Raw genomic sequence first — 23,034 nt, 5'->3', positions numbered from 1 at the left:
AAGCGTTACTTGCGAAATTCAAACCAATATGAATGCGATTCTTTCCGGAAGCCGAAGAGCAATTGCGCAAATCACGGTCCTTGTTTATTCTGGCCAATATTGAAATTGAGCTGCGGAACAAAACATCTTTGAGCTGCCAGCCAAACTACAATATTCATTTCCTGCTGACCTTTGATTTAAATAAAATCAACTAAAATGAAAAAGCCAGTACAATTGATCCTATCAGCGCTTGTGTTAATAATATTAGCCAGTTGCTCAAGTAAATTATCTATCAGTAAGGGGCAGGAAGCCACTTTGACTCCACAGGCGGTGGCGCTTCTGCAAACGTTCAAGGTAGTAAGATTACCATTTATCAATCCCTCAGATAAAATGTTAATCAATGCCAGGAACCAGTTTGCGGTAATTGAAAAAGCACAACTGGAAGAAATGAAGGCAAGGTTCCATCCGCTTATCCAGGATACAACGATTGAAAATGTAAAAGTTGCTATAATCATACCTAAAAATATCAAACCGGGAAACGAAGACAAAATCATGCTTTATATCCATGGTGGTGGTTATATCATGGGGTCGGCTACAGACAGGACAGGTGTGCTGATGGCTAATGAGCTCGGCATAAAAACTTATTCGGTTGACTATCATTTAGCACCGGAAGCTAAATACCCGGTTGCATTAAACGAATGCCTGGCCGTATATAAATACCTGGTGGGCAAATACGATCCCCGGAAAATAATTGGCCTGAGTACTTCTGCGGGAAGCGGCCATATGCTCGGTGCGCTGTTAAAAGCGCAGGAATTGAATTTACCAATGATCAAAGCCATCGCCTTATTATCTCCAGGTGTCGACCTCACTAACAGCGGAGACGCGATTACTGCAAATGACGGCAGGGATCTGATCGGCGCTAAAAACCAGGCAGATAAATTTTTCGCAGCACCGTATGCAGGAAAGGCAAGTCTGACGGATCCGTTTGTTTCACCGATATATGGAAAATACACCAGTGCGTTTCCGCCTACAGTAATCGTTACGGGAACAAGGGATTTGTTTTTGAGCGGGTCTGTACGTTTAAGCTGGAAGCTCAAAGATGCTCATGTACCTACAGAACTGCTGGTATCTGAGGGGATGTGGCACGCGTTTACCAATTACCCCGACCTGCCCGAAGCCATACAATCACGCAATGCCGTGGAGCATTTTCTGACAGCACAATTAAAAAAAGAAAATGTTATTGCGGTAACTGCTGCCGGACTTAAAAATGATACAACAAAAAACATCGCTATTGTCAAAAAATTCATCAATGAGGTTGTCAATGGCGGACACCTGGAGCAGGTAGATCAATTGTGGGCTCCGGATATGACCTGGAAAGGCGGAAGTTTAGGCGAGATTGACGGAATAGACAATTATAAAAAGTTTTTGGCAGCTAATGTGGGCAAGGCGTTTACCCAAATGCACCTGGACGTCAAGGAAGTGATTGCATCCGGAGATAAAGTGATGCTTCGTTTTACCAACAGCGGGCATAATACAGGTTCATTCATGGGAATGAAACCTACCGGCAAAAAAGCGGAATGGACGGGTATGGGTGTTTACCGGATCAGGAATGGAAAAATTGCTGAAGGATGGTTTTCTGAAGACATCTTACAGATGTATCAGCAACTTGGCGTAAGTACGTTAACTAAACAAGGATAATTCAATCAAAAGTCCAAAGTATCATTCAATGTATTTTCATGCGACTTAAGAAGTGAAGGCGATCACCTTCGCTTTTTCCATTAAATTAATCAATATGCCAAATGCTTGCTATTTTCCGCATTACGCAGGCTAAAAACGCTTTAATACCCGCTTTCATTATATTTACGTCCAATAACATGACAAAAGATCAGCAAAACTATAACATACAGGAAATATTTTTTTCCTGTACTGAAACCAAAGCGGCAGTAAGGGAACATTTTATCCCTGTGCATGGGCTGTCACATATCTACTCCGGTGAGATCACCGTGATTGAAGGCGACAACAGGTATACTTTCAGGGAAGGCGAAACCATTTTATTCCGCCGCAATCACCTGGCCAAATTCATGAAACAACCTGTGGGGACCGTGCCCTTTAAATCGGTCAGTATATTCTTCACACAGGAATTTTTACAAAACTATTATACCAAGCTGCCTGATCCATCCGCTTTAGTAAAATCGCATTACAAAGGGCCGCTAAAAACAATCCGCTTTGGGAAGAATCCTTTATTGGAAAGCCTGTTCAGTTCGGTATTACCGTATTATGAATTTTCCGGCCCGTTACCGCAAACATTGATCGATATTAAATTAGCAGAATCGATGACGATCTTAAGGACAATCGACAAAGAAATCGATCAGATCTTATCGGATTTTGCAGAACCGGGTAAAATTGACCTGGCTGACTTTATGCAGAAAAACTATTCGTTCAATGTTTCGATGGAGCGTTTCGGCTATCTGACCGGCAGGAGCCTGGCCTCATTTAAAAGGGATTTTCAGAAAGCATTTAACAGCCCGCCCCAGAAGTGGTTATTAGAAAAGCGTTTAACGCAGGCGCATTACCTGATCACAGAAAAGAAGCAAAAAACATCGGAAGTTTATCTTGAGGTAGGCTTTGAGAACCTCTCCCATTTTTCCGTTTCTTTTAAAAAAATGTTTGGCTATAATCCTTCAAGCCTGTGATTGTCTTTAAAAGCACAAAGCGTTTATCACAGGGCGTTATGCCATTTAAGAAAGTTTGCTCTCCTTATTTAAATGTTCGCAGCAAATTACATCAACCATTGTAAAAGCTTTGCTACCAGAAAATTCCACTGATAAATCCACGTTATGAAGCTTATAATTTAAAAAGCAGCCGGCACTAAATTATCAGATTTTTTATATTTATAACGATGAGCATGGATCAGATCACTAACTACCGGACCATACAGGAAATACTTTATTCGTGTAATGAAAAAAGCTACATGGCCAGTGAATACCTGGTCCCTGAACACGCCCTGACCTATGTCATTTCCGGCGAGTTTGGCATCAACAAGTTTGGCAAAAAATACACATACGGCGCCGGAGAAAGTGTGTTGTTTAAAAGAAATGAATTAGCAAGGTTCACTAAGGATCCCTTAGGCGAAACGCCTTTTAGTTGTGTAACTATTTTTTTCATGCAGCCCTTTCTCCAAAAATACTATACAACAAACGCCCCTGCGCAGGCTTTTTTAAAAGAGGAGCATGAAAGTTACTTGAAAATGATACCTTTCTGTACCGATCCGCTGTTCGAAAGTTTGTTCAATTCCGTATTGCCTTATTATAAATACTCAAATCCGCTTCCACAGGAATTAATTTCCATGAAGCTAATGGAGGCGATGACCATCCTCCGGACAATTAATAAAAAAGGTACTGACAGCATTTTATCTGATTTTGCAGAACCAGGCAAGATCGACCTTGGAGATTTCATGGAAAAGAATTTCACTTATAATGTCAATCTGGAACGCTTCGGTTACCTTACCGGCCGTAGCCTGGCGACTTTCAAAAGAGATTTTCAAAAGACTTTTAATACTACACCACAAAAATGGCTGTTGCAGAAACGGCTGGAGCAGGCACATTTCCTGCTTACCACCAATAAAAAAAAACCATCAGAGGTTTACCTGGAGGTTGGCTTTGAAAATCTTTCTCATTTTTCCGCTTCATTTAAGCAAATGTTCGGCTATAATGCCTCGAGCCTATGATGAGCTGCTGACCAAAATCTATTTGAGCCGCTAACCAAAATCTATTTTTATAATCATCACGATCTTTATATCAACACAATTGAGTATTGATATAAATTTAATGGTCTTTATGGAATTTCTTAAAATAATCGCCTGGTATTATCACAGTGAGGCAAAGCACGGATATATCGGGGCGGCAATAGGTATATTGTTATTGATTGCAGCCTCGCTACTTCTAAAATATGCCAGCCCATTATCCTTACTTAAAGGTCTGGCCCTTCCTCTTTTTTTCGGCGGCCTGATCTTCGGACTTGGCGGTGGGATTGACGGGCACATGACGGAGAAAGCCCGGCCGCAAAAGCTTAGTTTATACCAACAAAACTCCCAGGCCTTTTTTAAAGAAGAGGTAAGTAAGGTTGAAAAAACACATCGGTCCTGGTTTGGCATCCGGTTGTTTTGGAGTGCAATAACGTTAACCGGGATAGCACTGCTTTTTACATTAAAGAAAGATTTCTGGATTGGTGTAGGCCTGGGAACGTTATTTCTTGGCCTCTTAGGGCATGTGGAAGAAGCTATCTCCATGAAGCGAAATGAAAGGTACTGGAAAGAGGTCTTAAAATCAGCTCAGCGGTATCCCCCGGCGGTGACTGTATGCGGCGGCGGAAGTAGAATTGATACTGGTAAAGATCAGGAACCAGGGGTTAATCCACCTCAAAAAAAGCAATCTTCAGCAAATATCTTACCGAATGGCCTTAAGCATAAATCTAATCTTGTTATTGACACTTTAGGCTCAGTAGCCGGGTTAGCAAAACAGGATTCCATACCAAAAGCAAAGGACTTTTCCATATCCGTATCAGCCGATACACTGCTGCCTGAGCCATTAGCACCACAGAAGCAACAAAGTATAGTGATCAGGCCAGATACCATTGTCCAAACTGAATTTATTGAAAAAAGTGATGAATTTAAGCTTAGAAAAAAAAAGAAACTGGTTGATTATTATCATTCTGATCTGATAGGAAAAGACGGCATGTCCCAAAAACATTGTTGGTTCAACAAGAAATATATAAACTGATCAAAGGGCTTGGGTGGTTATTAAAGAATATTCATCCGTTATGGTAAGACGGATCTAATTGCCAGCTTTATACCGGCCCTGCTATTATGATCACTTGATATAAACATACCGGGAAGCCTGAAAAGTAACACGTGAATGTAGCGGATGCCTTAAACTGTAAATGATCTATTCTTTCTCATGAATTATTACTTTTCAAATACGCTCATTTTAAGGATGCCAGTCAAAACGTCAAAAGCGTACCATAGCAATGCCGTTACAGCGATGCTGGCAGACCCGTTTTTTCGGGCCGCCCTGTACATTGCAAGCCCGGTGCTTTACTATAGTCTAAGCCAAAGCGGGTTTAACGGAAATGATCTAAACGAAAAAGAAAAATTCACGATTCTTAAATATTTCAATCGTCTTTGTTTCCGTCCCACACCTTTCGGCCTGTTTTGCAGCGTATCGCTGATCAAATGGGGCAACGAAACAAAACTCGAATTCGATCCGACAAAACAGTTTAATATAGCGATAAAACCCGATCAGGCTTATGCAGCCCGGCTTGGCACGGCATTGTTAGCCACATTACCGGAACAGCGGAATTTTCTTGTGGCCAACCCGACCATTTACCGGGCTATGGATGAATATCGTTTTATCAGAACAGTGGTTGATCAGGATTACATTAACCGGGAGTACCTGCTACAGTCCACAGACTTCAGCCGGTTACTGAAGGATATCCTCTTCTTTTGCCAAACGGGAAAAACGATACAGGAAATTATTGCCATAATCATCAATGGCGCCGGTTGTTCAATTGAAGAGGCGCGGGATTATGTTGAATTCCTGAAAGATTCCCAATTGCTGCTCCAGGTCCAAAGGGCGAATATTGCGGGAAAGGATCACCTGAAAAACCTGATAGCGGCACTGAAAACTTCCGGCCCCGCCCCTTCCGGCACTTCCGCATTGACCGGCGCGCTCAAAATTCCAGACAACTTACCGGAGATCAGCGAAGTACCTTTTAAAGAAATGAATCGAGGTCTGAGGGCATTACTCCCCCGGAATGCCGGTTTAACAAAACAACAGCACTTAAATGTTATTTTGACCCGGCCTGTTAAAAGAGGGAAACTGACTATGGATTTGCAGGCCGGGATTGCCGACGGCCTTTTTGCGCTTGACGCGTTATGCCCGGTCGAAAGAATTCCGGAAATGGAACGTTTCATCAAAGAATTTAAATATCATTTCGAGGGCAGGGAAATCCCCCTGATGACCGCGCTTGACCCTGAACTGGGTATAGGGTATCAACAGGAATCTGAAAAAGGCAACCCTTTACTGGAGACGCTTCACATCCATCCCAGATCCACTGACGAACAAATGATCTCCTGGTCCCCGGCCCATGAATCCTTTTTCAGCTGGCTGTAATCCTGCACTGCCAGGGTGGTGGCTACCTTGTTTGACCGTGCTGTAGCAATAAGACTGTCCATATTATTGAAGTAAATGGTAGGGAACTCATCAAAGATCAGGTTGCATTTCAGCTTATTTTTTTGGTTGACGAGTTTGATCGTCCGGGAGATGTAAAGACTCAACACCGCGCCGTAGACCTGCTGCTTCAAGGGATTGTTACCCATACAAATAATCTTCGGTGCATCCGGGTTATTCAGATCTAATGTAAAATCATTACCGGACAATACATAATATAACGATGGTGAAACCAGGCGCGCCATACTGATCTTGGCGCTGGCAACCTGCCCCTCCAACTGGTCGTAGGCTTCGTTCTGCCAGGCAGAAATAAAGGGATTGATCAGTACCTCTATTTCCGGCTCTGTTTTCAAAAGCGCAAATAGGTATTTATAGTCCACCTGGGCCAGCTCAATGACATGCGGTAAAGTGCAATATCTCCCGCCTTCGTATTTTCGCAGGAACCAGATCAGGGCTGTTACAAAATTGATAGGCGATTCTACAAAGAAATCGCCCTGTTTTTTGATCCATTCACGGTTGAGGCCGAGCATAAATGTCCTGGAAGATTCCATAGCATCGGTAATGTCGTCCATGCAGCCGGGATCAAGCGGATTGCAACGGTGCTTGATACTATCAAAGTCGATAAACCAGATAGTTGGTTTGGTTTTGTAGTTGCCCGCATATTTCAGAAGGGCATTATAGGCAATCACAGAAAGGTCATCGAATTTAAAATCATAAATCAGCATGCCGAACCCTTTCTTAATATGCTGTGTAATGATGTGGCGGATTACGAAATATGATTTCCCACCACCTGGCCGCGAAATTACCAGCGTCGAGGCGAACGGTTGGATCAGGTTGACCCAGCTGCTTCTCGTCTTCCCTTTCAGATTATACTGCGCAGGGAGGTTAATAGAGTATTCGCTTTCCAGCAGCCTTTCTTCCTGCGGGAACGTTTCGTTTTCCTTATTAAAGATATCACCGGCTAAGTTTACATTGAGCAACCTCGACAATAAAGAGCCACCGATGAGCAGGAAACCGTAACCTAATGATGACAAGCCCATATACATGACTGCTATGATCATCGCCGGGCCCGAAAAATCAAATAACCAGTTGCTGGCAAAATAAAGCAGGAGGCCAATCAGCCCATAACCCATAATGGTCTGCCTTCGAATCCGCTCATCTTTTTTGCCTTTACTGCCGATCAGTGAAACGAACAGCAGCACGATCGCACTGACTTTTGCCATGAGCAATGTTTTAAAAACACCCATCCTGGAAATAGGCAACAATACTTTATTAACCACAGGCCAGGTTAAATGCCATTGCATGAATGCAGGATAGCAGCACAGATAAAAGTGGATGGTTAATATAGCAATACTTAACAGCCTTGTGAAATCAATGATCTTTCGCAAAGCCTGTTCATTTTCTCCTGTTTGCATGACGTCATATTTTATAGGTTTAGCCTCTTTCGTTTTTTTCTTTTCTTCTTTTGCATCAGCTGGTCAGGCCCACCAGCTTCTTGTTGTTCCGTATGAAATAAGATCTCGAGCAGTGACGTTACGGTTGAAAGCCCAGAACCATTGTCGGTAGTTTGAATATTGTCGGCGCTTAACGATATCGCTGGTACCATATTTTCAGGCCCTTCGCTGCCAGAGCTGATATTCAGCCGGTTTAAAACGCTTGCCGCACTGTAATTTTTACCGAGGTCACTTCCGTTAAAAACCGCCTTAAGCTGATGATCCACGAAAGTGATCCCGTAAATTCTTCCTTCTTCATTTTGACGGATCACCGCATGCATTCCGGCCTTCACAAGCTGTTTTTGAAATGCAGAACTGGAACCGCTGACAGCGCAAGCACGATCAATCTTTTCACGAAACCGATCTTTGAATGGTCGTCGCAATGCCTCATTCAGTACAAAGCTATTTTCCAATCGCCTTAGTGTAGGTTTACTATAGATGGTACTTGCCTTGATCGGCACACCGGTTTTCTCACCATCACTGCCCAATACGTAATAATTCAACCCCTTCTTCCCGTTTATTACAGAAGCTTTGGTGCCTCTATCTGCCGTTATATTAAATTGATTAAGAACAGCATTGAGTTCTGGTAAGCTGGTGAACTTGTAATTTCGGACCACCTCGTTAACGATATTGGTAATTGCCCGTTTAGTTTCCGTCTTTCCATATTGAACGGAATTGAGCATGATCTTTTCCGGTTTCAAATCTTTGCTTTTTGAACTCGCTTTTACTAAACCGAAGCGTTCTTCTATTTCCTGCCTTGCCCTTTCCGATTGATTTCTTCCGAGATTGTGCAAACTGATCCGGTCTCCATTAGATTCGATATTGGTGGACACGATATGGATGTGCGCATGCCCTGCATCAGTATGCTGGTAAATCAGGTAGGGCTGATCTGCAAAGCCGATCCCTTTCATATAGGCGTCCGCGATAGCTACTAATTTTTCTTTGTCAGGATTTTCAGCGGGGTCAAAGTTCAGCGAAATGTGTACCGTATTGGTTTTTACACGCTGGTTTTTCCCCGCCTGATCCTTCAGTCTGTACAACTTATCATAGAATGAAAGATCCCGGTGATCTTTGAGATAGCCACTGGCCTCCAGCAATGTCGCTTTTCCCTGTTCGATCTTGTGCTCATTATAGTTCAGCGCACCGATCAGGCTTTTTCCGCTTTTAATTTTTGCAACCATAAATTCGCATAATTTGTCATTCTGTCCCTGATCTCGCAGATGGCCGGCTCCAGCTTTCCGTTGATAATTTCGAGTAATGTTATCCAGAGACGGATATCCGGAAACCCATGCGCAGCATTGATGTTCCGGACCGCCTGATTCAAATTATTACCAATTGGATTTAACGCTTTCCGGAGCAGGATCAGTTCCTGCAGTACTTCATCCATAGACTGGTCGCGATTCAAAACGGTTACCGGTTTACCCATCAAAAGCGCTCTATGGTATTCGCTCATCGTTTGAAAAGTCGTGTTACTGAAGCGTGCCTCCAGTACTTTATATTCACCAGGCTTTAACCGTATGTTCAGCCAGCGGCACCTGTTTTCTGATTTTTCCTCCATATCAATCAATCGTTATCAAACCGACTCCGGAGTGTTTGATACTATCCCCGGACTGACTTCGGAAGGAAGGGCAAGATCCGTTTGTGACACAAACGTACATCTTGCTAACCGCAAAAAGACAGCGGTTTAAAAGCCCTCTCCATGTCTGTCGATTATGTTAAAACCATCATTTCGCTATCTGGAATTGGACAAATGCTTCCATTAGAAGAACACCTTTAACCTTCATTCTCCGGCGATTTTGCATCAAGAAAATATGTCAGGGCGAGTATATTAATATCCTTTAAAGACAGGTCCTGATCAACTCCGTACGTTCTCATCCGTTTCAGGAGACGCTTAGGTATCCAGGTGTTGAGTTGCGCTTCTTCTTTATCAACCGGCAGTTCCTTTACCGGATGAACTTCCTGAATAGGGGTTTTAGCCGGTTCATTTCTTAATTTATCAGCGAGGCTGCCCAACTTGTTTTTATAATTTTCCATGCTTCCAATCCGGTGGTATGTAATTGCATAAAGCATGAACCTATGCTGTAATTACATAATTGTATATCCTGTAAATGCATCATTCTATAATTACATAAATGCAAATCCATACAGATGCATATATCTATAATTGCATAAATGCACAAAGCTATATTTACATAATTGTAGACTTATGTACTGATCAGGTTGATTATTTCCTCGGCCAGTAAAATGATCTCTTCTTTGGCTTTAGCATCAGTGCCATGCAACACACCTCCCGTTATTGAAGATCTGGTAATGCTGACCCGGTCATGTACCATAGTGCTCAGTAATGGAGTACCAAGGCTTTTTAACAACGCTGTTACGTCCTTCGTTACGCCGGAGCGCGGCTTGATCATATTTAAAACGATTCCGGCTTTCAACGCTGTGTTTTTAGCCTGCGCAAATTTGATCAATGCCACCGTAGCACGAATCGCCATGACATCAAAGAAGCCCGCTTTAGTTGGAACAAGCACAAAATCCGAAATTGAAAAAAGATCAGCCAGCTTATTGGATAAATAAGGGGGAGTGTCGATAATAACGAGATCATAATTCAGCTCAGGTACAACGCTGACCTGCTCGGCCGACAGAATTTCCAATCCCGGAAAATCGTCCTTAACATGATATATACTGCCTTGTAAATCTGAATCGACCAAAGCAACCTTTAACTGATCCTGAAAACATAAAGCCAGGTTTATGGCCATCGTACTTTTTCCTACTCCACCCTTTTGGTGAGCAATCGTGATAATCTTTCCCATGTTACATAATTCTAAATTGCTGTAAAAACATATTGATGTAATTCTGTATTTGGAGAATTACATAACAAAGGTGAGGGCTCCGAACGTCAGAAAACTCCGAGATGATCCGAGGCGGATAAGGAAATTTTTATTCCATAACTCGCCCCTGAACGGAAGGATATTTTATCCCTGTTTTACCAATCCTGATAAATAAAAATAAAACACGCGGTTTCTAAACTATGGCAATAGAAAATAGCTAAAAAAAAGCATATCCCTTTAATTTAAGCAACAAAACATTAGCGTAGCTCACATATTATATAATACAACTATGATGTTGACTGATTCAAAGCGAATATTTCAGCTTTTTAGCCGGCGTCAATACTTTTACTTGCCTTAATTTAACAATTATCAAATAATTAAGTAATATTGAAGGCTATTACGATTAAATTCAGGATAGTAATAGAAAATAAGGCAAAAGTTATCAATGGCGAACACCATTTACAAACTGATAAATGAGACGGCGCTCTTTGCAGAATTGGCAAAGGGCAACGAATCTGCGTTTGAAACGATTTATCACCATTATAACAAACGGCTTTCCCCATTTGTCGACAAAATGGTTCGCTCACCGGAATTGGCTGAAGAAATCATTCAGGATATTTTTGTCCAGCTTTGGATGAACAGGCACTTGCTGGAAGAGGTCAAACACCCTACATCTTATCTGTTCAATATCGCTACCAACAAAACCTTAGACTATCTAAAAAAGATAGCTAACAATGCGAAGCTGATGGACAAGATTGCCTATCGTTCAACAGAATTAACCAACGATACTGAAGAACGGGTTATTTTCAGGGAAAGCGCAGCCATTATAGAAATGGCAGTTTCTGCCTTACCTGAACAACGCAAACTAATCTATCACCTCAGCAGGAACGAGGGGCTGACCCATGAGCAGATCGCCGAACGACTGAATATTTCCCGCAATACGGTAAAGAATCAATTAGTCACAGCATTAAAATCTATTCGCATGTTTACAGAAAAACGCGCCAGTGTATTTTCGGTTGCAGTTTTTGTGCTTTTGACAAGCAAATAAAAACACAATTCAATTTTTTTCAAAAATCTTTTTTTTCGGATAGTCCACTATTGTCCGGTGATCGTCTCATCTGTATAAACGGAAAACGTACAGGAAAATAACCTATAAAGTTATGAGTAACAATTCTACGCTTATTAAAATATTATTCGAAAAATACACTGGTGGTACTGCTTCACCGGAGGAAGTAAAGCAGTTATTTAAAATGGTTGCAGAGGGAGAACATGATGATGAAATGAAAAACGCCCTGCTTGAAAATTTACAAGCTACAGAGTTACAGGATGACTATGACAATGAACGCTGGGATAAGGTTTTTAATAAAGTAAAGACGGAAAGTGCTATTTGGGAAAAGGAAGAACTACCTCATAAAAACAATTGGTTAAAAAGAATTAGTGTTGCCGCATCAATTGCAGCCACCCTTGGTGTTGGGTTTTATTTTTACCAGCAAGTTAATAAACCAATTGTAAATAATAAGATCGCTCAAAATGATGTGGCTCCCGGAAAAAATACAGCCATGCTGACATTAGCAAACGGGCGCAAGATCTTCTTATCCGACGCGATCAAAGGAGTGCTCGCCAAAGAAGCAGGGGTAAAGATTAGTAAGACGGCCAATGGGCAGATCGTTTATGAGGTACAGGATAATACTGAAAATAGCAATATGATCAATATTTTAACCACCGCAAGGGGGGAAACTTATCAGGTACGGTTGCCGGATGGTACAGATGTTTGGTTAAATGCCGCATCATCACTGAAATATCCGGCATCGTTTGCCTCGGCTTCACAACGCAGGGTAACTTTAACCGGCGAAGCTTATTTTCAGGTGGCGAAAGACAAAACACATCCTTTCATCGTCAAAACAGCTCAACAGGAGGTGCAGGTTTTGGGCACACATTTCAATATTAATTCCTATGCTGATGAACCTACAACAAAAACCACTTTGCTTGAAGGGAGCGTTCAGGTAAAGGGATTGCATAACGAACATAAGATATTGAAACCCGGCGACCAATCGGTGTTAACAGCTACCGGTATTGAAATCCGCAATGCCGATACCGAGGAAGTGGTAGCCTGGAAGAATAATGAGTTCATGTTCGGCAATGATGACTTCCGCACGATTATGCGCAAGATTGCCCGCTGGTATAATATTGAAGTGATTTATGAACCTTCGGCACCTGTTAATTTACAGCTGGGTGGTTTCTCATCAAGATCGAGAAATATCTCGACAGTTCTGAAAATGATGGCAAAAACAGGTGAAGTTCGTTTTAAAGTGGAGGGTCAGAAGGTTTATGTTAGCAAATAGCACATACGCATATCCTAATAACAGAGTGATTAACCTTTTAACAAGAAAAAATGGAAAGACATTTACGACAACAAAGCTAAGGTTTTAAACGAACAAGCCAGAAGTGCGCGAACACTCCTGGCAATCGTATGGCATCAGTTAATAAAATATCAACAAGAACCGCAGTGGCCTGAGCTTCGAAACATAAGGCTTACTGCTAAACCAAACTTAACAAATGTATAAATTTTATACCAGGAAACCGGGTATACCTCACGGCTATATCCATAAAATATGGCTGATTATGCGTTTAACTACCGTTATACTCATCGCTACATTAATGCATGTAAGTGCAGCGGGATTTGCTCAGCATGTGACGCTGAATCAAAAGAAAGTCTCACTTGAAAAGATCTTCAGAGAAATCCACACCCAAATTGGTTATGACTTCATATATAACCGTGAGCTAATCAGCAAAAAGCAACCGATTAATATTTCTGTTAAAGATGAGGCTTTAGAATCTGTTCTGCAAAAATGCCTTGAAGGGCAGTCGTTGGAGTATTCTATCGAGGATAAGATGGTGGTAATAAAGGAGAGGTCGATGATCAATAAGACAGAGGCTTTTTTTGACAAGGCCAACATTTCCGGAAGCGTAGTTGATACGACAGGTGCGCCGTTGGTGGGTGCAACTGTTACGTTGGAAGCCAGTGAACTGTCTATAAATGCGCCTAACAATTACATGAGCCAGACAGATGAATTTGGTGAATTTAAGTTCAGCAACTTGCCGTCAGGTGAATATAAACTTACTGTTACCTATATCGGCTACCGGACACAACAGACTTATGTTATCATAAAAAACAAAGATGCAAGGCAGCGTATAATCATGTCGACAGAAGAAACACGACTCAGTATGGTCACTGTGGTGAACAATGGCTACCAGCAGATTTCCGCAGAAAGGGCGACTGGATCGTTTGATCTGTTAAAGAAAAGCCAGATCGAAAAGCCCAATCAAAGTCTGGCCGAACGTTTAGTCGGTACGGTTGCAGGTATGCAGGTAAAATATGATGTAGACGGCACACCAAATATTCAAATACGCGGACAAACAACGCTTTATGCTAACAATGGCAATAATGAACCGCTGCTTGTAGTAGATGGGTTTGCCATCAGAAACACCAGCTTGAATTATTTCAACTCGATAAATCCTAATGATATAGAAAGCGTTACCGTTTTAAAAGACGCGGCTGCAGCTTCTATCTGGGGCGCCCGCGCCGCAAATGGGGTTATCGTGGTTACTACCAAAAAAGGAGGCCGTAATACAGCGCTTAAAGTAGAATTTTCTGCGTTTACGAGGTTCTCACCCAAATTTAACGTTGGTTATGCTACTGGCCTGGCATCATCTGCCGAAACAGTAGATTACGAGCGCCTATCTTTTAATAAATGGGGTGCCTATCCAAATTCAGGCTCTTTTTATGAGAATTACAGGACTTCGGAAGCTACCGTGGCTTTAAACGAAAACAGGCTTGGTTTTTTAAGTAACGACCAATTAAGTGCCAAACTTGCACAGCTTAAAACGCTGGATAACCGCGGTCAGATCTCCGATTACCTGTTGTCTAATCCCAGCACAACACAATACGACCTTACACTATCAGGTGGGACAAACCGGATGAATAATATCGTTTCCATTCTTGCCGAACAAAACCACACAAACTTTAAGGGAAGCGATAACAGGAAATATTCTGTTAACTACCGAACCACCGCCAATGTATTTAAATGGCTGGATGTGTATGCATCAACCACCTTAAATTACCAAAAAAACAATAACAATGGGATTGGCTTGTATTATCTGAAATCCCTTTCTCCTTATGAAATGCTGAAGAATCCGGATGGTAGTTTAACAGACATCCATCAGTATTATCAGCCGATACTTGACCGTACAGTACCGCTTTCAAAATTCCCCTATTCATTTTCCTATAATCCTATACAGGAGATCGCAAATCAAAGCATCACAGAAAATAATTTAACGGCACGTGTACAGGCAGGCCTCACTTTTAAAATTTTGCCCGGTCTAACGTTTGAATCAAAAGCACAGTACGAAAATTTAAGCCTCGTTGATAAAAGTTACCGAAATGACCAAACCTTTTATGTGCGTAATCTGGTAAATACCACATCTTCCTGGGATCAAACGCTAACAGGAAACGTAACGCCCAACTTACCGCTGGGAGGTATATTAGACCAAAGCCGAACTACTATTGAAACCTATAATATCCGTAACCAGGCTAATTTCACACGCATGTTTGCGGATAAGCACGAAATCAATGTAGTCGCAGGTGTTGAAGTTAACAACGCAGTAACCCAGAGTTATGCTAATCCTACCACCTATGGATATAATGAAAATACACTGAACGTGGGTAATTTTCCAAATGGTCCTACTGGTACGACAGGTTGGTATGGTTATGGTAATTACTTTAGCTATACAAACAGCTTTGGGTATTCTACCCGCCGTTTTTATTCCATGTTTGCCAATGCTTCCTATACTTATTTAAGCAAATACACTCTTTCCGGAAGTTACCGTACCGATGCATCAAATCTTATTGCCAAAGAGCCTAAATACCGCTATTCCCCTTTCTACTCTATGGGATTGGGATATGATATTACAAAGGAATCTTTTCTAAAGAATGTAAACTGGTTGAGCCGTTTAAATCTGCGAGCAACTTATGGATACACCGGTAACGTAGACAATTTTACAAGTCCTTATACGCTTCTGAGCTATAATACCAGGGCCGATAACTATACAAAAGATTACACTGCTACAATTGCTGACAATGGTAACCCTACGCTTACCTGGGAAAAGACAGGCACGTTTAACCTTGGTCTTGATTATGCTTTACTAAGCAATAAACTGTATGGTAAAATTGATTTGTATAATAAAAAGGGTAAAGATCTACTCGCCCAAATTGCGATACCATCGGTAAATGGCGTATCGGTACAGCGTTTCAATAATGCTGGTATGACCAACAAAGGTATTGAGGTTACTTTGGGTGCTGTTATTCCTTTAAGAGGCAAGGATATTGTTTGGAATAGCAGTCTTAATGCTTCTTACAATAAGACCCGTATTACCAAACTGTTTAATCCGAGCAGCCCGGCATATGCGCTTGTCTCTACTGGGCAGGGTTCATACAGAGAGGGGTACGACCCCAATGCTGTATTTGCTTTTGAATACGCAGGCCTTGACAATACCGGCAATCCTACGGTAGTTGGCCCAAATGGTACAAAACTTCAGCTATCCAATTTCCCATCAATGGATGGACTGGGCTTTCTTAAAAATGTAGGCACGCTTAACCCACCTTATATATTAGGGATGACCAACTCTTTCAAGATATATGATTTTAACGTGTCATTTATTCTGGTCGCGAAATTTGGCGGAGTATTTAAAAGCCAATATTTCAATTACCCGCAGTCTGGTTCAGTCAATTTGCCCAATAGCAAACTGTCCAGTGTACTTAATGGTGATCCGTCAAAAATACTGACACTGCCGGCAGACCCCAACACCTACAGCTATGGTAATTGGATAGGCTATTACCCTTACCTAAGTTATAATTACTTAAACGCAAATTTGGCCAGGCTGCAGGAACTAAACTTGAGCTATAATTTGCCTAAACAACTGCTGTCAAAATTAAGTGTGCACGGGGCGCAACTTATCTTGCAAGGTAATAATCTGTACACCGTTTTAGCCAATAAAACAGGTGAAGACCCAGAGTACCCAATTGGCACCATCAAACCAAGTGCACAATACACTTTTGGTATTAAAGTAGAACTATAAATCATAATCATGATGAAAATAAAAAATTCGAGTTTAACGGCTGTATGGATTGTTTTAACATCGCTGCTTGTTTCAGCTACGTCCTGTAATAAATTTCTTGACGTTAAGCCATCAAAGGGCACTACTATCGTAGCAAGCACAACTGATGACCTGAATGCCCTCCTTAACAATTATCAAACCTATAGCAAGGAGAGTGATAATGTAGTGATTTACGGAACAGACGACAACGGTCTATCAACCACTTTATTTGATGCTCAGCCTTTCATTTTTTCTCAGTCCGCAGTTCAGTTTTCGGTTTGGGACACCAATTTCCTGCCTCAAACTGATCAATCCAGCTTTTCAGGGCCTAATTTCTGGAGTAATGAATATGTTAAGGTTTTTAACGCCAATTTTGTTTTGGCTAACGTAGATAAAGTAACCGGCTCAGCAGCGGATAAGGCGGCGCTAACCGCCGATGCACATTTTATCCGTGCATATAGTTATTGGGAACTGGCTAACACGTATTGCCTTCCGTATACCGATGCCAACAAGAATGAGCCTGGTTTACCCATCAAAACGTTACCAGATTATAATCCTGTATCCCGCCATACGCTTGCGGACACCTATCAGCAAATAGAAGCTGATTTAAACGAAGCATTAAAAACGACTGTTCCGTTGGTGCAAAACGGCACAGCCAGGCATTGGCGTGCTAATACTGCAGCTGTAAATGCTTTCGCAGCCAGATATTACCTTAACCGCAACGATTATGTTAACGCAATTAAATATGCCAATGCTTCGCTGGCATTATACAATGTACTGATCGATTATAATTCTGGCATGCATAATGGTACGCCCGCTACGGTTACCATAAACGGAGGAACGAATGTAGTACTTAATTTCCCTTACACGCATGATCGGAATTCCGAATTTGATCCGACTGACGAACTGGATTGGAAAGAGTTTTTATATTATCGCGTATTAAATAACAGCGACAAATGGTATATACCAAGCCAATCGTTAATGAATTTGTATGATAAGAACAATGATTTGCGATATAAATACCACTTTGTACAAAATTATTCTTACAAAAAGGGCTTGAACAATCCCGCGCTAAGTTATCCCGGCTACGTGTTCTTTTATGAGGACAACATGCCCGAAGGACCTACAGTTGCCGAAATGGTTCTGATTAAAGCGGAATGCCAGGCCCGGATTGGCGACATAGGCAGCGCAATGACTACTGTTAATCAATTATACAGTAAACGTACACTTACCGGCACCCCGGCGCTTGCAGCGGCTACACAAGATAAAGCTATTTCGGTAATACTTCAGGAACGTCGTAGGGAAATGCCTTTCAGCGAGCGATGGTTCGATATCCGCAGGTATAACAACAATAATTATCCCGGTGATGATGTTCCGTTGCTTACACGTACATTTTATCCTTACACATTGAATGGCGTTTCCAGCAATGAGCCCGTGAAAATATATTCGTTGCCTTCTAATTCCAGGCGTTATGCTTCTCCACTGCCGCAAAGCGATATTACAAACAGCAACGGAGCCATTATTCAAAACACTTATTGACAGTAACCGCCGTGAGTTGACCTGCCTGCGTTTAAGGAGGCAGGTTTAACCCGGCTTAAAAAAAATAAAATGCAACTCATCAAATTTTCAACAGGCCTGATTTTCTGTTTGTTTTCTATAACAGGCCTGGCGCAGGTCGATAGCACCTACACCTTGCAGGGTAAAGCTGAAAAGCCTGCAACTGTTACCCTTCAATACAGTATAGATGGTAATACTATACAAAATAAGGGCGAGGTAAAAAATGGCGAAATAAAACTAACCGGAACAATCGATACCAAAGTGGAAGCCAGTTTACTGGTTAGCCCGTTAACAAAAGAAAGCGACGGTTCAGGGGCTATGGCAACTATAGTGCACTTATGGCTGGAGCCGGGGCACATTCGGATTAATAGTTTGGATTCGGTACAAAAGGGGAATGCCTTGTTTTCGGGAACTCCTCTTAACGATGAAAGCAACTCGTTAGCCAAAGAAAAACAAAGTGTAACCGGCTTGCCCGATAAGGAACATGACGAAGCAGTAATGGCGATAGTAATTAAATTTATTAAAGCGCACCCTGCATCCTTGGTTAGTCTTACCGAATTGAACATTAGTCTGTCCCGGGGTATCCCTGATCTGCAAGTGGTTGAACCGTTATTTAGCGGACTATCTGCGGATGTGAAGGGTTCACCTCTGGGCCTGGAATATCAAAAAAAACTGATAAAATGGCGTACGGTTGATATAGGCACAATTGCCCCCGATTTTACACAGCCTGACCAGAACGGTAAACTTATTAAACTGTCTGATTATAAAGGCAAATATATATTAGTTGATTTTTGGGCTTCCTGGTGTCATCCCTGCAGGGATGAAAACCCGAATCTTGTGAGACAATATGAGCTTTATAAAGGTAAGAACTTTACTATTCTGAGCATTTCTTTAGATGAAAGACGACAGGACTGGTTGAAAGCGATCAAAGAAGACAGATTACCCTGGAAGCAGGTCTCAGATCTTAAAAAGAACAATCAGGCCCGTGCAAAATATGGCGTTCAATCCATTCCCGACAACTTTTTGATCAGCCCCGAAGGGGAGATTATCGGTAAAAGTCTCCGCGGGGAAAACCTGAATAAAAAATTAAAGGAAGTTATAGAAAAATAATTTTCCGTATCACTATTAACGGCCGGCTTTACGCCGCTCAAAATTAAATCATTTATAAGTTATGCAATTTAAAATATCCATTAAAGGATGTTCTGTGACAGCTATTGTTTTTGCTCTTAGCGTATTATGTTCGTTTGCACAGAATAAAAAAGCCACCACGTTTACAAAAGTATCACCTGCAAGTATGCACCCTGAACACGGTCAACTGCCCCTTGATCCGGCTGTACGTACAGGGAAGCTTGCTAACGGTTTTACCTATTTTATTAAACGGAATATCAATCCAAAAAACAGGGTTATCTTTTACCTCGCCAATAAAATTGGCTCATTGGTGGAAACTGATGATCAGCAAGGTTTAGCCCATTTTATGGAGCACATGAACTTTAACGGAACCACGCATTTCCCCAAAAATGATTTGGTTGACTATTTACAAAAAGTAGGTGTAAGGTTTGGTGCGGATATCAACGCTTATACCAGTTTTGATGAAACTGTCTATCAGCTTCCGTTGCCCACCGATAAGCCTGAAGTACTAAGTAGCGGCCTGCAGATCATGCGCGACTGGGCGCAGGGAGCTTTACTGGATTCGGCGGAGATCGAAAAAGAGCGAGGCGTGGTTTTGGAGGAAAAAAGATTAGGTAAGGGAGCTGCCCAAAGAATGCAGCAAAAATATTTCCCGGTATTGTTCAGCAATTCACGTTATGGGCAGCGATTGCCGATAGGTCTTGACACAATATTGAATAATTTTAAGCCGATGACCCTTAGCCGGTTCTACCACGATTGGTATCGCCCAAACCTGCAAGCATTAATTGTGGTAGGCGATATTAACGTGAACGAGATAGAACAGGCGATAAAACAAAAGTTTGCCGATCTCAAAAACCCGGTCCACGAAAAAATCAGGACGAAATACATTTTCACCCTTACGGGCAGTAATAATTTTGTAAAAGCAACAGATCCCGAGGAAACATCAACACAAGTTCAAGTATTAATAAAGCGCCAGGCTCATCCTGTCAAAAATGCCGGTGACTATCGTGCATTTATCGTCAGAAAATTATTTAATCACATGCTAAGCAATCGCTATCTGGAATTGGCACAGCAAAAACAACCTCCCTTTATTTATGGAGGTGCGAATTTGGGTGGCTTTTTAGGGAATATTGACGCGCTTAACATGCAGGTGGTGGCAAATCCCGGTGAAGTGGAAAAAGGGTTTAAAGCAGTTTGGCGCGAAATGGAAAGGCTTAAGCGATATGGCTTTACTGCGAGCGAATTTGAAAAAGCAAAAAGCGATTATTTAAAAAACAACGAAAATACGTATAAGCAAAGGCATACAGCCTATTCTGAGCAATTTGTTGGTGAATATTTAAGTTATTTCCTAACAGGTACCGCCGCCCCGGGTATTGAAAAAGAGTATTCCTTAACAAAGGCAATAGTGCCGCTCTTGTCATTAAAAGATGTAGATACTATCGCCAGCTATTTCAGCAGCGATAGCAACCGGGATATAATTATTACGGGCCCGGAGCATGCAAAAGCTGACCTGCCGGATGAGGCATCCATTAACAAATGGATAACATCAATTAAGCAGGAAAATATTTCGCGTTATAAGAATAGCTTCACCCAAAAAGCACTTTTAGATACTCAGCCAATTCCTGGTAAAATTATTAAGCAGGTTGACCTAGATGGGATCAACGCTACCGAGCTAATACTAAGTAACGGAGCAAAAGCGATATTAAAGCCGACCAAATTCAGTGATAACGATATTTTAGTTAAAGCGATTGCCCCTGGCGGATCATCGCTTTTCAGCGATGCTGACTATGAATCAGCAAACGTGGCAGCATACCTGGTAACAACATCCGGCTTAGGGGGCTATAGTTATAATAATCTGAACAAATTTCTTGCAGGAACGACTATTGCCTCCGGTGTTTTCCTGGCCGATTATAGCCAGGGGATACAAGCCGCTGCGTCGCCGGGCGAACTGGAAACTTTGTTGCAGATGTTTTATTTATACTTCACAGCTCCAAGGAAAGATTCAGTCGCGTTTGAAAGATACAAAGCTGAAACAAAAGCAAGTTTAACTGATAGAAAAAACAGCCCGGAAAACCGTTTTTATGATACGATTAGCGCAGTGTCGGGCAATTACAGTATCCGCAGGACACCGCCGAGCATAGAAAAATTAAATCAGCTTGATTTTAACAAAAGTTATCAAATTTTCAGAAAGCAATTTTCTGATGCAGCTAATTTTACCTTCACTTTTGTAGGTGACTTTGATATCAACAAAGTAAAACCCTTGATTGAAAAATATCTGGGTTCGTTACCAGCAACCTTCCTGCATGAAAAAGCGAAAGACTTGGGTATCCAGCCGCCTGCAGGTAAAATTACCAAAATTGTAAGGGCCGGCATAGAACCTAAAGCCACCGTATCATTAAAATTCAGCGGTGATTATGATTACTCCTATGCAAATAATTTAGAGATGGATGCCCTGGCGGAAGTGCTGCAAATCAGGCTCATTGAACGCTTAAGGGAAGAAGAGAGCGGCGTGTATTCTCCTGGTGTAAATGCGCGTTATAATAAGATCCCTTCGTCAAGGTATGTTTTCAGCATCTCTTTTGGCTGCGCACCAATCAACGTCGAAAAACTAATTGCTTCGGCCTTGGATGAGGTGGATAAAATGAAGCGCTCCGGTCCAAGCCCAATTAATACCGAAAAATTTAAGGCTGAGAAGTCGAGAACTCATGAAACACAATTACGGGCTAATGATTTTTGGTCTGAGTATCTTAATGATAATGCTTTAAATGAAGGCGACATTTACGCGGTTAATGATTTTAATACCGTTCTGGAAAAAATCACGCCGGAAAGTATTAAGAGAAAGGCAAATAAATATTTAAGTGGCAACAACTTAATACAGATAATTTTGATGCCGCAGAACAGTAACAGTATAAAATAAAGGCGCGGAAAACCTTTTAGAAATCAGCTTAACGTAATTTATTTATTGTTATTGAAGTAATGAGCCATTAGACAACTCGATAAAATAATACTCCGTTCTTTAAGATTAGTAATAGTAATTAAAGTGAAGCGCCGCTTCCCGGGAGCGGGAACGGCGCTTTTTACTACGTAAGCAAGTTGTTGGTTTTCATAATGCAATAGCATGCACGTAATCGGGTAATCGAAGCTTTTAATAAAAGGCGAATAAAATTCATGAGCAATCAGGGAAAACTATTGTTTTTAAACAACAAAAAAGTTGGTTAAACCCAAGATTTAACCGCCTTTTTTACACTAATTGTTATCTAAACCCGCTGCATTGTGCACCTCAGCCGTAAAAGAGCTCGAGTGATCAAGATCGAAGATATTAATGACTAAAGGAGGAGTTGTTAGAATTTATATCCCATCACCCACATCGCAACACGTGACTTGATTTCAACTTGTTAATCTTTTAAAAACAGTTAGGGCATTTACGACACCATAAATTTTATCGACATCCGAGTCGGATTAAATCGGAGAGTACAAAGAAGTCAAGGTTGATCTTTGTGTGAAAATTATCGAATTACTGAACGACAAATTAGCCGGATATCTACAATGTATTTGCCACCGCTATCATACTTTTTTGAAATTGCCGCAAAGGATCCCCGAATATCTGTGACACACGGCGGTCTCTACGCTGCCATCATATATTACTGGCAAAAGCAGGATTGTCCCGGC

The 23,034-nt window shown here is 41.6% G+C and carries 15 protein-coding genes and 1 pseudogene; 11 read left to right on the top strand and 5 right to left on the bottom strand.

The window, feature by feature from the left end; translation table 11 throughout:
- Positions 1-195 precede the first annotated feature (195 nt).
- From FSB76_RS22210 to FSB76_RS22190, 5 genes are all read left to right on the top strand, one after another.
- Positions 196-1,677 carry an alpha/beta hydrolase fold domain-containing protein gene (locus FSB76_RS22210; RefSeq protein ID WP_147057254.1) on the top strand — a complete coding sequence of 494 codons (1,482 nt, stop codon included), beginning with the start codon at positions 196-198 and terminating at the stop codon, positions 1,675-1,677.
- A 101-nt stretch (positions 1,678-1,778) separates the two neighbouring features.
- Entirely contained in the window at positions 1,779-2,672 is an 894-nt protein-coding gene (locus tag FSB76_RS22205; protein WP_147057252.1) for a helix-turn-helix domain-containing protein, read from the top strand.
- A 212-nt stretch (positions 2,673-2,884) separates the two neighbouring features.
- Complete coding sequence (locus FSB76_RS22200) at positions 2,885-3,706, top strand: helix-turn-helix domain-containing protein (protein ID WP_225976272.1); 822 nt, start codon at positions 2,885-2,887, stop codon at positions 3,704-3,706.
- 79 nt (positions 3,707-3,785) lie between these two features.
- Entirely contained in the window at positions 3,786-4,757 is a 972-nt protein-coding gene (locus tag FSB76_RS22195) for a hypothetical protein (protein ID WP_147057250.1), read from the top strand.
- Between the two features lie 177 nt (positions 4,758-4,934).
- Complete coding sequence (locus FSB76_RS22190; protein ID WP_147057248.1) at positions 4,935-6,149, top strand: lantibiotic dehydratase; 1,215 nt, start codon at positions 4,935-4,937, stop codon at positions 6,147-6,149.
- On the opposite strand, the pseudogene FSB76_RS22185 reads toward FSB76_RS22190, so the two are convergent.
- The 5 genes and pseudogenes from FSB76_RS22185 to FSB76_RS22165 form a co-directional block, all read right to left on the bottom strand.
- Positions 6,089-7,621 (bottom strand): annotated as a pseudogene (locus FSB76_RS22185) (YWFCY domain-containing protein); the annotation flags it as partial. The gene FSB76_RS22190 and the pseudogene FSB76_RS22185 sit on opposite strands and share 61 nt — an antisense overlap.
- Positions 7,622-7,632: 11 nt before the next feature.
- Positions 7,633-8,880, bottom strand: coding sequence for a relaxase/mobilization nuclease domain-containing protein (locus tag FSB76_RS22180; RefSeq protein WP_147057243.1), 1,248 nt, complete (start codon positions 8,878-8,880; stop codon positions 7,633-7,635).
- Positions 8,847-9,257 carry a plasmid mobilization protein gene (locus tag FSB76_RS22175; protein WP_147057240.1) on the bottom strand — a complete coding sequence of 137 codons (411 nt, stop codon included), beginning with the start codon at positions 9,255-9,257 and terminating at the stop codon, positions 8,847-8,849. Before FSB76_RS22175 ends, FSB76_RS22180 begins: the two co-directional genes overlap by 34 nt.
- Positions 9,258-9,472: 215 nt before the next feature.
- Positions 9,473-9,733, bottom strand: coding sequence for a hypothetical protein (locus tag FSB76_RS22170; RefSeq protein WP_147057238.1), 261 nt, complete (start codon positions 9,731-9,733; stop codon positions 9,473-9,475).
- Positions 9,734-9,903: 170 nt separating this feature from the next.
- A complete protein-coding gene (locus FSB76_RS22165) occupies positions 9,904-10,509 on the bottom strand; it encodes a ParA family protein (RefSeq protein ID WP_147057236.1) in 606 nt (201 codons plus the stop codon).
- Positions 10,510-10,972: 463 nt separating this feature from the next.
- On the opposite strand from FSB76_RS22165, the gene FSB76_RS22160 reads away from it, so the two are divergent.
- The 6 genes from FSB76_RS22160 (at position 10,973) to FSB76_RS22135 (ending at position 22,282) form a co-directional block, all read left to right on the top strand.
- Entirely contained in the window at positions 10,973-11,575 is a 603-nt protein-coding gene (locus FSB76_RS22160; RefSeq protein ID WP_147057234.1) for an RNA polymerase sigma-70 factor, read from the top strand.
- Positions 11,576-11,687: 112 nt separating this feature from the next.
- Positions 11,688-12,869 carry a FecR family protein gene (locus FSB76_RS22155; RefSeq protein WP_147057232.1) on the top strand — a complete coding sequence of 394 codons (1,182 nt, stop codon included), beginning with the start codon at positions 11,688-11,690 and terminating at the stop codon, positions 12,867-12,869.
- 214 nt (positions 12,870-13,083) lie between these two features.
- A complete protein-coding gene (locus tag FSB76_RS22150; protein ID WP_147057230.1) occupies positions 13,084-16,662 on the top strand; it encodes a SusC/RagA family TonB-linked outer membrane protein in 3,579 nt (1,192 codons plus the stop codon).
- Positions 16,663-16,671: 9 nt separating this feature from the next.
- On the top strand, positions 16,672-18,219 hold the full coding sequence (locus FSB76_RS22145; RefSeq protein WP_225976271.1) for a RagB/SusD family nutrient uptake outer membrane protein: 1,548 nt from the start codon (positions 16,672-16,674) through the stop codon (positions 18,217-18,219).
- 69 nt (positions 18,220-18,288) lie between these two features.
- Entirely contained in the window at positions 18,289-19,347 is a 1,059-nt protein-coding gene (locus FSB76_RS22140) for a TlpA disulfide reductase family protein (protein WP_147057228.1), read from the top strand.
- Between the two features lie 61 nt (positions 19,348-19,408).
- Positions 19,409-22,282 (top strand): M16 family metallopeptidase, encoded by a 2,874-nt coding sequence (locus FSB76_RS22135; protein ID WP_225976270.1) that lies wholly within the window; start codon positions 19,409-19,411, stop codon positions 22,280-22,282.
- The last annotated feature ends 752 nt before the right edge of the window (positions 22,283-23,034 follow it).

The sequence above is a fragment of the Mucilaginibacter ginsenosidivorax genome (genome assembly GCF_007971525.1).
Classification (GTDB): domain Bacteria; phylum Bacteroidota; class Bacteroidia; order Sphingobacteriales; family Sphingobacteriaceae; genus Mucilaginibacter; species Mucilaginibacter ginsenosidivorax.
This window is presented reverse-complemented; position numbering and strand designations above follow the sequence as displayed.